Genomic DNA, 12,241 nt, shown 5'->3' on the forward strand with positions numbered 1-12,241 from the left:
GTTAGTGCAAATGGAAATTAAGACTTAGGGTCAGAAGCTGTAGTTTACAACAGTTAAAAATGTACTTTCAAAATGTAGTAGAGGCAGGTTTTGAGTGGTTGAAAAAGTGCTTCGATGTTGTAAAAACCCGTTTTAAATGGCTAAGATGAAAGGATTAAGAATATTTTTTTGGCTGCATGATATTGTAATGCAATCCGGAACGAAGCAGAATTATTAATCCCGTAAACCAGAATAATTAGTTAAGAAATCCCGAAGCTTTTTCAAAAACATGGGCGAAAGCGGTGTCAACAAGGGGACTAAGCCCAGGATTGGCAACTGGAAATGGCGTTTCGTGTGAATAGGGAAATGGCGGGTCGAAAACTTCCACGTTACAGAAGGGTGGCTTACCGTGGATACCGAGGGTTTGTATTATTCCTGTGGCAGGTATCACACTGTCGTTTTTGAGGCAGATAGCCTGTATTTTGTCGTGCAGTTTTGCAATTGTGTGTTCTCTGAAAGTGCGCCTGTTGCTTTCTCTTATCATGGAAATAAACGCGTTACCCAAAGATGTTTGTTGTAAATGCACAAAAAACGGGTGTCGTTGGCGTATTTGGGTTTGCAAATCGCACATGTAAAAATGGTAAATCTTCCGGAAAGCCGTTTCGTCCATTATTAACCGCGAAACGCCGTTCATTTGGCTGAAAAGCGAGCCTCCGCAAAAAAGAAACATCCGGCTTTGCTGCAAAAGGTTAGCGGGATTTGCCAGCATGAGAATCTGCCCTAAAAACGAGCCTATTGAATAGGTAAACAGGTCAATATCCGCATTTTTTTCAAGGAAGGGATGCTTTCCACTTTTAGTTTGTTCGAGCAGACATATCACATCTTCTGCACTTTGCCAGCCCGAAAGCATGAAACGCAACGGGTCTTCCGACAATCGTTCGCTCAAAGCTACGTTGGCAATGGTCGTCATAGATGCCCTGGCAACTGAATGATTTCTGCGGATGAGCAAGGGCATAACGGCTCTGGGGTTGCTCCACATCTGCGGCGAACGGTTCATGTGAAAAGCAATGGGAAATAAAATTACGGGAACTCCTGTTTTTATAGCCAGGTAGTATCCCCATGGCAAATATTTCAGCCAGCTTCTCTCATTAAGTCCGTGCAGTAGCAGTATGGCTCTTTTGTATTTTTTACCCGTACCGGGAACAAAAACCGGATAGCGGAATTCTTTGTTTTCAATAATATCTTCGTCGTTGATATTGTAAAAATCATCTATGGCTGTACGGTTATCATTGCCGATTCCAGACGAATTCCCGAATCGTGAAGTAAAAGGCAGCATATGTATTGTGGCTCCGGAGGTGTTCACTGCCATTGCATTATTTTCTAAAGAAAAAACAGATTTTAACTCCCGGTATAGTGATGAATATTGCATAGTGTATTTCTGATTTGCAAAACAAAGGAAACACCGGAACAGGAGACCTTCAAATTAAAGGTGTACTACCCTGCAGAATGGGACGAAAACGGGGAATGCGGGATGAAAATTCTCATTGGGGGACGAATTGCACAACAGCAAAAGTCCAATATGATTCCTGCCCACTGAAACCGGAATAAAATCTGTACATTTGCACTCAAATCAATAGTGGAATGTCCGACTTACAGAAGCCCATCTCCCAATATCTTACCGAAAAAGGCAATATTGTAAGACTCATATTGTTCACGAGTGCTTTTGCATTGCTGTTCATAAACATTTATGCTCCTTTCGGTGTGGAAACATGGTACAATGTAACCCGGTGGCAACTTTTGTTGTTTTCAAGCCTGGTGATACTCACCGGAGTGCTGGTAGTTGTGGTAAGCAGGATGATAATGTATCATTGGTGTAAAAAACACAGCTTGCTGTTATGGCAGTATCTGGTTTGGGTAGTTGCCGAAGTTTTTTTTATGGCACTGTTTTATGCGCTTTACGAAAAATGGATAGTTGCCGATTCCCGTTTTTTCCCTGATTTGTTGAAAAATTCGATTCAAAATACTGCGCTGGTTCTTTTATTACCTTATTCTGCAACCTGGCTTTTTTTTTCGTGGAGGGAGAAAAAAATCAAACTTGAAACACTTTCGGCAGAAAAAGATGTTCCCGATAGCACAAAAAATATGATTCCCTTTCATGATGAAAAGGGTATACTTCGGTTGTCAGTAAAAGCCGAGCATCTGCTTTATATTGAATCTTCTGATAATTATGTTACAATTTATTACCTGAACAAGGAAAAAATTGTGCATTTCATGATGCGCAACACTATGAAAAAGTTGGAAGAGCAGTTGGAAGGCAGCATGGTAATCCGTTGCCATCGTTCGTTCATTATCAATTTTGAGAAGGTGAAGATTTTACGCAGGGAAAAAGACGGTTTACACCTTGAACTGGATGTGCCGGAAGCTTTACAAATCCCTGTTTCAAAATCGTATATCGAAAAGGTGATGCAGGTATTTACCCGGTTTAGTGTGTAACTTATTGCTTGACAAAAGTGTTTCTTTTGCCCGGAATCAGCGTGCGAGAATGTTTTCGGCTAACGCATCCAACGAAATTCCATCAAAATTTCCCGAACTCATCATCAATAGGTTGCAGTTTTTCCATTCCTGTTGCAGCAATGTTGCCCTGAGTATGGAAGAGTCGGTAAAAACTTGTAGATCGGGGTTGTTGAAGGCATCAAAAACCTGTTCGGAGCTGATAGGCGGCAGTTTTTTTATTGCAAGGGCATGATGGTTAAAGTACACTAAGGGGACATCGGCAAATTCGAGTGTATTTTGGTATTGCGAAAGAAAATCTTTGTTCAGACTGCTGTAGGTGTGCAGTTCCATACAGGCAACCAGCTTACGCCCGGGATATTGTTCTTTCAATGCTTTGGTGGTAGCCATCAGCTTGGAAGGTGAATGGGCAAAATCCTTATAAATGGCTGTAAAATCGTTTTTTGCAATCAACTCAAGACGTTTTGATGCACCCTTGAATGAAGCAATGGCATTAAAAAATAATTCGTCGCTCACCCCTAAAAGGTTGCAAACCTGTTTTGCTCCTGCAAGATTACACAGGTTATGTTTCCCGAAAATCTGCAACGCAGTTTTTCCATTTTTTGTGTTAAGATAGGTAATGCCGTTTTCTATGGTGAAACTAAGTGTTTTGTAAGCATATTTTTGAATAGACTCAGGGACATGGTCGGCTATTTTTACCACTTCGACATCTTCATTGCAATATACAAGAGCACCGTTATTGCTTATCAGTCCGGCAAATATCCTGAATTGTTCCACATAGTTATCGAAAGTGGGGAACACATTGATGTGGTCCCATGCAATGCCGCTGATCAGGGCTATGTCCGGTTTATACACATGGAATTTCGGACGACGGTCAATAGGTGAGGTGAGGTATTCATCACCTTCGAACACCATCAGGGGCGCATCTTCGCTGAGTTTTACCATTACATCAAACCCTTCGAGCTGGGCGCCTACCATATAATCGCAGTCAATTTTACAATGTTGTAAAACATGCAGAATCATGGCAGTGATGGTTGTTTTTCCATGACTTCCCCCTATGACAATTCTTTTTTTATTTTTCGACTGTTCATAAAGGTATTCGGGATAAGAATAAATTTTCAGCCCTAATTGTTGAGCACGGATGAGTTCGGGGTTATCGGCTTTGGCATGCATTCCTACTATTACTGCATCCAGTTGGGGGGTTAGTAGTTCAGGGTGCCAGCCGATTAATCCGGGTAACAGGTCGTATTTCCGTAACCTGCTTTTTGCCGGTTCAAAAAATTCGTCGTCAGAACCCGAAACTTCATATCCTTTTTTAGCCAATGCTATGGCAAGGTTATGCATTGCACTACCACAAATCGCAATAAAATGAACTTTCATAAGCGATAATCAGTAAAACTTTAATAATAAATTCATTTCTATCAAACAGAACTCTTGTCTGTAAAATAATTAAGCAAACATCTAAATTTTTTTTTAAGCAACCAAATTTTTTTTATATTTTGTAGAGCTTTTCCTTGCATAGCATTATGGGAAGCAAAATGTAAAAACATTACGGTTATCTTTGCGGTGAAAAAAACATATCATGGAACAGAAAAATATTCCGGAACTCAATATCCGTTTTGCTCAGGCAAGTCCGGAAGGAGTGATCCGGTATTTTAGCGATGTTTATGCGGGGAAAGTTGCTTTTGCTTCCAGTTTGGGTGCCGAAGATCAGGTAATAATGCATCTGATTGCCACTTTGGACGTTCCAATTCACATATTTACTTTGGATACGGGCAGGTTGTTTGCCGAAACCTATGATTTGCTTCATAAAACTCAAAACCGTTATCGGCTTCCTATCAGGGTGTATTTTCCTGAAAAAAAAGAGGTGGAGGAAATGGTCAACCAAAAGGGAATCAATCTTTTTTATAATAGTCTTGCCAACAGGAAGCAATGCTGCAGGGTGAGAAAAATTGACCCTTTGCAACGTGCATTACAAGGAATGCAGGTCTGGATTTGTGGTTTAAGATGGCAACAAGGCATTACACGTACCAAAAACCAGATGGTTGAATGGGATGAACAGAATCAAATGCTGAAAGTAAACCCTTTGATACACTGGACGGACGAGCAATTGTGGGGTTTTATACGACAAAATAATATTCCGTACAATATTTTGCATGATAAAGGATTTCCCAGTATTGGTTGTCAACCCTGTACCCGTAGTGTTGCTTTGGGTGAAGATTTGCGTTCGGGAAGATGGTGGTGGGAAAATCCTGAAAACCGCGAGTGCGGATTGCATAAAAAAGATTGATATTACACGGTAAAAAATTATGTTTAGTCAATTGAGCATCTGAAAATAAATTTACAAACAGTCGGAAATATGCCAAAATAAAAATACCGTACACTTATTGGGTACGGTATTTTTAAACTATTGGGTGACTCCGACAGGATTCAAACCTGTAACCTTCTGATCCGTAGTCAGATGCTCTATTCAGTTGAGCCACGGAGCCTTTTTGCGGTTGCAAAGATAATATCTTTTTTTAATTCCGAAAAGTAAATTTAAAATTCATATAACCTGAGTTTGGCGTAAGGTTACAAACCATTCTTGTAATATTTCAGTATGTTACATTTCGTCGTAGGCGATGAATGTTAATAGAATGTTGATTTTTTATGAAAGATTTTCGGAGGGCATCAATTATTAATCCCCTAACGGAAAATTTATAAAAAACAAAAAATCCTTTCTATGGATATTAAAACCCTAACGGATTAATATCAAGTAGATGTAAAACATATTTTATCCCGGGTTCAGGTTATTACCATCTGATTGTGAGGGCTAATCGGTTTGCAGTTTTTTCTATTTTAGCGGATAAACTTCTTCGCCGTTACTGAATGTCATTATTATTTTTACATGTGGCAATGATGATTCGGGTAAGGTCATTATGTCGCCATCCAATACCACAAAATCAGCAGCTTTCCCAGATTCGAGGCTGCCTTTCTCCTTTTCTTCGAATGCACCTTTTGCAGCCCAGATAGTTATGGAACGTAATGCTTCTTCCCGTGTAAGTGCATTTTCGATTTGGAAGCCGCTTTCGGGTTTGCCATTCGTATTTTTACGGGATACTGCAGCATAAAAAGTCAGCAATGGGCTGATATTTTCGATGGGAAAGTCTGTTCCATTGATAATCCATCCGTTTTGATTGAGCAATTTTTTATAGGCATAGGCATTTTTCAGCCGTTCTTCACCTAAACGTTGTCCCGCCCAAAACATGTCAGAAGTGGCGTGTGTGGCTTGTACCGAGGGAATTACCGAAAATTTTTCAAATACTGCAAAATCGGAAGGGCTTACTATTTGGGCATGTTCAATTCGCCATCGTAAATCATTTTGGCCTTTTAATAGTTTTCCGTAGATGCCAAGCATCAGGTTAACTGCAGAATCGCCGATGCAATGGGTGTTTACCTGAAATCCATTTTGATAAGCCAGCCTGCAAAATGTTTCTAATTTTTTAACCGGATTAGCTAAAATACCCGTTTTATCGTCGGCGTCGCTATAAGGATTTTTTAGCAATGCACCCATAGAGCCCAATGCTCCATCGGCATATAATTTTACCGAAGCAATGTGCAAACGGTCGGTTTGGTATGTACCAACTTTTACATAAGTTTCAAAATTTTCTTCTGAAGGATTCAGCATGGCATACACTTTCATTTTCAAGACTCCCTGTTTCTGGAGTGAATCAATGATTGTAATTTCTCTTTTTTCGAGACCTGCATCGGCAACCGAAGTAAGCCCTACGGCAAAACAATTTTCCTGTGCCTTAACCAGCAATTGAGTAATAGATTCCACCGAAGGGCGCGGAACAGCATTCTTTGCTTTGTCAGCAGTGTTTTCGAGAAAAACGCCAGAAAGTTTTCCATCGTTCCAGACGGCTTCTTCTTTATTCATCAATGTATTTTCGTTAATGCCTGTCAGGCGCATAGCTTCTGAATTCAACAAAACGGCATGCCCGTCAACACGGGAAAGTACCACCGGGATATCAGGAAAAGCTTCGTTGAGTAACTTATTATCGGGAAAGTTTTTATCAGCCCAAAGATTCTGATCCCACCCCATGCCGGTAAGCCATCCGTTAGGAAATTTTTTTTGGTGCTCTTTAAGCCTTTGCAGCATTTCGGTATAGGAAGCTACACCAAACAGGTCGGCTTTTTGTAAATTAAGTCCGTAGTGGTAAAAATGGCAATGACCGTCGTAAAAACCCGGATATACTGTTTTCCCCTGAAGGTCAATACTTTTATTTGTTTTATACTTTCGGGTTATGGCTTTGGTGCTGCCGGTTTCTATTACTTTTCCATTTTTTACGGCAAGGCTTTCATGAAAGGAAAATTTTTTGTCAACAGTATATACTTTACCGTTGTAAAGAACAATATCAGCATATTGACGACTAACAATACAGGAGTTCAACATAAGCAACAGGATACAAATTAGTAAACAAAAACGACGTAATATCATGGATTCAATTTTTACAAACGTACAAAAAACCATTTAAAAATATTTATGAACATTTACACTGTTGATATTTTTCAGAAAAAAAGAGGCAGTTTCAATTCCTTTTTATACTTTTGTCGTTTAGAACATAAATTTTATTATAAAAAATATGAACGGTAAAATTTTCACCCCTCGCTTTGTAGTAGTGATCAGTACTATATTTATTGCAGCTTTCTGGCGTTTGATACCCCATATGCCTAATTTTACACCTGTCGCAGCGATTGCTTTATTTGCAGGTGCCTATGTTCAGCGCAAAAGCCTTGCTTTTTTGATACCCATGCTTGCTTTACTTATCAGCGATGTGTTTTTAGGATTTCATGATACGATGTGGGCAGTGTATCTTTCATTTGCTATTACCGTATCTCTCGGAATGGTAATCCGGAACAGGAAAAGTATTGTAAATATAGCGCTGGTTGCCGTATCTTCTTCGGTTTTGTTTTTTATCATTACCAATTTTGCCGCATGGTTGAGTGGGATGATGCTTTACCCGATGAATTTCCAGGGGCTTATGCTTTGCTACGAAGCTGCCATACCCTTTTTCCGTAACGAAATTGCAGGTACCCTTTTATATTCTACAGTATTATTCGGAAGTTTCTATTTTGTAGAAAAACGTTTGCCTGCCAGAGCTTAATACTGAACGAAACAGGATGAAAGCAGGGTTTTTTCCCTGCTTTTTTTATGTCCGGGCTTATTCCTCGTATCGTTCGAGCAGCAAAATGGATTGTTGCGGAACGATAAAGTATTTTTCGTCGTTATAAACAATTTCGATGGCACCTTTTTGCAGGAAAATGGCAAGATCGCCTATTTTAGCCTGTAATGGGATGTAACGGATAGTTTCTTCCTTTGCCTTCCAGAGTTCATCGGTATCATCGCCGGGCAAGGAAACAGGATAACCCGGACCTGTTTTAATAATATAGCCCGATTGTATTTCTTCTTTTTCCTTATAGCCGGGTGGCAGGTATAACCCTCCTTTCGATTTGTTTGCTAAAGATCTGGGCTTAATTAATACCCGGTCGCCCACTACAATTAATTGCCGTAACTGATTTTCTTTACTATTTTCCATAAATTTAAAAAGACAAATTTACAATATCATTTTATTATTAAGCAACGTAAAACAAATGTATGGATTTTTACAAATCAAATTATTATTTTACCCTCATTTAATCCATAGAGGCTTTGCAATTGATTTGCAGGGAATGGTAACAATACAAATCGTTTGCTTTGCAAGACAACAGCTTTGGGGTACTGGTACAAACATAGTTGGCTGATGCCCTGTTAAAGTAGGGGGCAAAGCTGTAAAGGCACAAAGTATTCATAACAATTTTAAAATAGATGAAACTATGTATTGCTATTTACATTACCTGGGTCAGGTATAGTATTCATCTTCCAAATTATTTACTCATATCTGAACGGAAAGCCTATCTATAAAATGAATTTTTTTCTGTTAATTCCGTAACGAGTATTCTGTATAGTGATGCCGGTTTTCATAGATAATTTTTTACCTTTGTAGGGAATTTTTTTGTTATTTCTGCGTTAATGTAATATTTGTCAGCAAATTATTTTATTACTCCGATTAACTTATGCACGATATCATCCGATTACTGCCCGATTCGGTAGCCAACCAGATAGCTGCAGGCGAAGTGATCCAGCGCCCGGCTTCTGCCGTGAAGGAATTACTCGAAAACGCCATTGATGCCGGAGCTACAGAAGTTCAACTGAATATTAAGGATGCAGGAAAAACGCTAATTCAGGTGGTGGACAACGGCTGTGGAATGTCGGTTTCGGATGCCCGGATGAGTTTTGAACGCCATGCCACTTCAAAAATACGGGAAGCCAATGATTTGTTTGCCATACGTACTATGGGCTTCCGGGGCGAGGCGCTAGCTTCGGTTGCGGCTATTGCCCAGGTTGAGTTGAAAACGAAAAGAGCAGAAGACGAATTGGGCACACGTATTGAAGTAGAGGGTTCGGTGGTTAAAGATCAGCAGCCTTGTGTATGCCAGGATGGCACAGTTTTATCAGTTAAGAATTTATTTTTTAACGTGCCTGCCCGCAGGGTGTTCCTTAAATCACTTCTTGCCGAAACCAACCATATCCTCGACGAATTCTACAGGGTAGCCATTGCCCGGAACGAAATCGCTTTCTCATTTTTCCATAATGAAAAAAACGTTTTTTCTCTTTCAAAATCGTCGTTGAAACAACGAATTGTTGCACTTATGGGCAATACTTATAACGAAAGATTGATCCCTGTTGAATCGTCCACTTCGGCTATTACCATCGGTGGTTTTATCGGGAAACCCGAATTTGCCCGGAAAACACGGGGTGAACAATTCTTTTTTGTAAACAGGAGGTTTATCAAACATGCTTACCTCCATCATTCGGTTGAAAATGCCTTCCTCGAACTACTTCCGCATAATACTTACCCTTCTTATTTCCTTTTTATTGAAGTTGACCCCAAAACGATTGACATCAATATTCATCCCACTAAGACAGAGGTAAATTTTCAGGACAGTAAAATAGTATATGCTGTTTTGCAATCAGCAGTGAAACAAGCTCTCGGCAAATACAGCCTTACTCCGTCCCTTGATTTTGAAACCGAAAGAAGTCTTGATATTCCGCCTCTTGTCGGGGGACAAATGCCCAAACCTCCCACAATAACGATAAACCCTGATTACAATCCTTTTGGAAATATCCGGCAGGGATTTGAAAGAAATTTTACCCATAACCGTGATATAGAGAAACTTTTTTCGGCTGGCTCCTCGAAAGATATTCCTCCCTCAGTGCAGCAAAACATGACGGTAGAATGGGATGAAGATACAGAAATACAGCAAAATAAAGCAATATTTTCGATACAAAAGCGCTATATTGTTTGCAATATTAAATCAGGATTAATGATTATTGATTTGCAAAAAGCCCGGGAACGCATACTGTTCGACCGCCTAATGTCGGAAATGGAAAATAATCAGGAAAGTGCACAACAATTGCTGTTTCCGCATACGGTACATCTCACGGGTACTGATGCAGAGGTACTTCTATCTTTGTTACCTCAACTGCAGAACATTGGCTTCGAGATAAGCCAGTTTGGAAAAAATACATTTATTGTAAATGGAGTTCCTGCCAGCATGTCAGAATTCGATATTCAGTTGCTCCTTGAAGATATGGTTGAAAATTTTAACAAGCAGAAAACCGACCTTACCATTGATAAAAAAACTAACCTTGCTTTTTCGATTGCAAAAAGTTTAACATCAAAACTACCACAAAATTTACCCGAAAAAGCCATGCAAACATTAATTGATCAGTTGTTTGCTTCAAGCATTCCCCATACTTCACCTTCAGGGAAACCTACACTTACAATAATTAATTTTGAAGAAATAAGTTCAAGGTTTAAATAATTTGTATGATATTTGATAAGATAAAAATTAATATAAATAAGAATAAAAAAGATGGATCAATATAGTCCGACAGGATTCAGGATTCTCCCCCCCGTAGTAAAAAATTTACTGATAGCCAATATCGTATTTTTTTTGGCAACTATTATTTCCGACCAGCTTTTTCGTACTGACCTTACCGATTTTCTGGGGTTACATTATTTTCAGGCAGAAAAATTTCGCCCTTACCAGTTCATTACTTACATGTTTATGCACGGTGGTTTTGCGCATATTTTCTTTAATATGTTTGCTTTATGGATGTTTGGAAATGCTTTGGAAAATATTTGGGGTCCTAAACGGTTCCTGATCTATTATTTGGTAACAGGTGTGGGTGCAGCACTTACCCATTACATTATCCTTTATTTTCAAATAGAACCCGACCTAAGGCTAATGAATGCTTTTATTGCAAATCCTGATACCGGAAATCTTGCAGCATTAATTAGCAATCATCAATTTCAGATAAGTGCCTATTCGGGCGAAATCGTTAACCAGTTTGAAAGTTTTCGTAGTAATGTTAAAATTCTTCAGTTCGATCCCACTAATCATGCTGCCTTGCAAGGTGTAATAAATTTTGTAACAGAGTATAAGGAATATTACCTCAATATGCCAAATGTGGTAGGAGCTTCGGGGGCAGTTTTCGGATTGTTGCTTGCTTTTGGAATGTTGTTTCCCAATTCAACAATTTACATTTATTTTGCAATACCTATAAAGGCAAAATGGTTTGTAATTCTTTACGGTGCCATCGAATTATACATGGGAATTTCTGGAAGTCAATCCAATGTTGCCCATTTTGCACATCTTGGAGGTATGATTTTTGGTTTCTTTCTTATTTTATACTGGAATAAAAAAATAAACAGGAATAATTATTGATTATGCAATACCCAACGAATAATCCCTTTGCAGATGTAAAGCTGTTTTTTAGCAGAAAATCAGTGCTCTCTCAATTGATTATCGTTAATGTAGGCGTTTATGTATTGGTTAGTATTGTTTCACTTTTTTTCTTTCTTTTTCAAATAAATCCTGAGGCAACCGGCGTTTCCGGTATTACCAAACTGGTTTACTGGCTTGCAGTTCCTGCTGATATACATTCTATAATAGCCAAACCTTGGACGCTGATTACTTACATGTTTCTTCACGAAAATTTTCTGCATTTATTTTTTAATATGATTGTTCTCTATTTTAGCGGAAAAATATTTCTGGAGTATCTTAGTGAAAGACAACTGTTGGGAGTTTATATCTTTGGGGGCATAGCTGGTGCATTGGTGTACATAGTGTCATACAATGTGTTCCCGGTTTTCAGCCCTGTATTGCCGGTTTCTGTTGCCCTGGGAGCTTCCGCTTCCGTCTTATCCATATTGGTGGCTATTGCAGCGTATGTACCCCAATACAATGTACAACTGATTATTTTTGGTAGAGTTAAACTGAAATATTTAGCTATTGCATTTGTAGTCATTGATTTACTCAGTATTGAACGGGAAAATCCAGGAGGACATATTGCCCATCTCGGGGGTGCTTTGTGGGGAATTGTTTATATTTACTTTTTTCTGCAAAAACCGTTTATGAGTAAGGTACCTTCGTTTTCCTTGAATAAATATTGGAACAAAGTATTTACAAAGAAATCGAAGTTAAAAAAAGTTTATTCCGGTACACGTCCTGTTACTGATGAAGAATACAATGCACGAAGGGCTGCTAATCAGAAGAAAATGGATAAAGTACTGGATAAAATTTCGAAATCAGGATATAACAGTTTAACCACGGAAGAAAAAGAGTTTTTATTCTGGTCGAGCAACGGAAAACGATAAAAAAA

The 12,241-nt window shown here is 39.0% G+C and carries 10 protein-coding genes and 1 tRNA gene; 6 read left to right on the plus strand and 5 right to left on the minus strand.

What is annotated here, in order from left to right; translation table 11 throughout:
- Positions 1 to 235: 235 nt before the first annotated feature.
- A complete protein-coding gene (locus tag M0R21_06460; protein ID MCK9617464.1) occupies positions 236 to 1,408 on the minus strand; it encodes a DUF6051 family protein in 1,173 nt (390 codons plus the stop codon).
- Positions 1,409 to 1,620: 212 nt separating this feature from the next.
- On the opposite strand from M0R21_06460, the gene M0R21_06465 reads away from it, so the two are divergent.
- The gene (locus tag M0R21_06465; GenBank protein ID MCK9617465.1) at positions 1,621 to 2,472 is read left to right on the plus strand and encodes a LytTR family transcriptional regulator; all 852 of its coding nucleotides are present in this window, start codon (positions 1,621 to 1,623) and stop codon (positions 2,470 to 2,472) included.
- 36 nt (positions 2,473 to 2,508) lie between these two features.
- Here the strand turns inward: M0R21_06465 and M0R21_06470 are convergent, their stop codons facing one another.
- A complete protein-coding gene (locus M0R21_06470) occupies positions 2,509 to 3,870 on the minus strand; it encodes a Mur ligase family protein (protein ID MCK9617466.1) in 1,362 nt (453 codons plus the stop codon).
- A 202-nt stretch (positions 3,871 to 4,072) separates the two neighbouring features.
- Here M0R21_06470 and M0R21_06475 point away from each other — a divergent pair, with 202 nt between their 5' ends.
- Entirely contained in the window at positions 4,073 to 4,780 is a 708-nt protein-coding gene (locus tag M0R21_06475; protein MCK9617467.1) for a phosphoadenylyl-sulfate reductase, read from the plus strand.
- 125 nt (positions 4,781 to 4,905) lie between these two features.
- On the opposite strand, the gene M0R21_06480 is transcribed toward M0R21_06475, so the two are convergent.
- Positions 4,906 to 4,979 (minus strand) — tRNA-Arg (locus M0R21_06480).
- A gap of 344 nt (positions 4,980 to 5,323) precedes the next feature.
- Positions 5,324 to 6,970, minus strand: a complete 1,647-nt coding sequence (locus M0R21_06485; GenBank protein ID MCK9617468.1) for an amidohydrolase — start codon at positions 6,968 to 6,970, stop codon at positions 5,324 to 5,326.
- Positions 6,971 to 7,115: 145 nt separating this feature from the next.
- Between M0R21_06485 and M0R21_06490 the strand changes: the two genes are divergently transcribed.
- Positions 7,116 to 7,637 (plus strand): hypothetical protein, encoded by a 522-nt coding sequence (locus M0R21_06490; GenBank protein MCK9617469.1) that lies wholly within the window; start codon positions 7,116 to 7,118, stop codon positions 7,635 to 7,637.
- 57 nt (positions 7,638 to 7,694) lie between these two features.
- Here M0R21_06490 and M0R21_06495 read toward each other — a convergent pair whose 3' ends face one another.
- The gene (locus M0R21_06495) at positions 7,695 to 8,069 is read right to left on the minus strand and encodes a co-chaperone GroES family protein (protein MCK9617470.1); all 375 of its coding nucleotides are present in this window, start codon (positions 8,067 to 8,069) and stop codon (positions 7,695 to 7,697) included.
- Between the two features lie 517 nt (positions 8,070 to 8,586).
- Between M0R21_06495 and mutL the strand changes: the two genes are divergently transcribed.
- Genes mutL through M0R21_06510 form a run of 3 tightly spaced genes read left to right on the plus strand, consistent with a single transcriptional unit; the run spans position 8,587 to position 12,236 of the window.
- The gene (gene mutL, locus M0R21_06500; protein MCK9617471.1) at positions 8,587 to 10,398 is read left to right on the plus strand and encodes a DNA mismatch repair endonuclease MutL; all 1,812 of its coding nucleotides are present in this window, start codon (positions 8,587 to 8,589) and stop codon (positions 10,396 to 10,398) included.
- A 51-nt stretch (positions 10,399 to 10,449) separates the two neighbouring features.
- On the plus strand, positions 10,450 to 11,304 hold the full coding sequence (locus M0R21_06505; protein ID MCK9617472.1) for a rhomboid family intramembrane serine protease: 855 nt from the start codon (positions 10,450 to 10,452) through the stop codon (positions 11,302 to 11,304).
- Positions 11,305 to 11,306: 2 nt separating this feature from the next.
- Positions 11,307 to 12,236 carry a rhomboid family intramembrane serine protease gene (locus M0R21_06510; GenBank protein ID MCK9617473.1) on the plus strand — a complete coding sequence of 310 codons (930 nt, stop codon included), beginning with the start codon at positions 11,307 to 11,309 and terminating at the stop codon, positions 12,234 to 12,236.
- Positions 12,237 to 12,241 lie beyond the last annotated feature (5 nt).

It is taken from the genome of Lentimicrobiaceae bacterium, assembly GCA_023227965.1.
Classification (GTDB): domain Bacteria; phylum Bacteroidota; class Bacteroidia; order Bacteroidales; family JALOCA01; genus JALOCA01.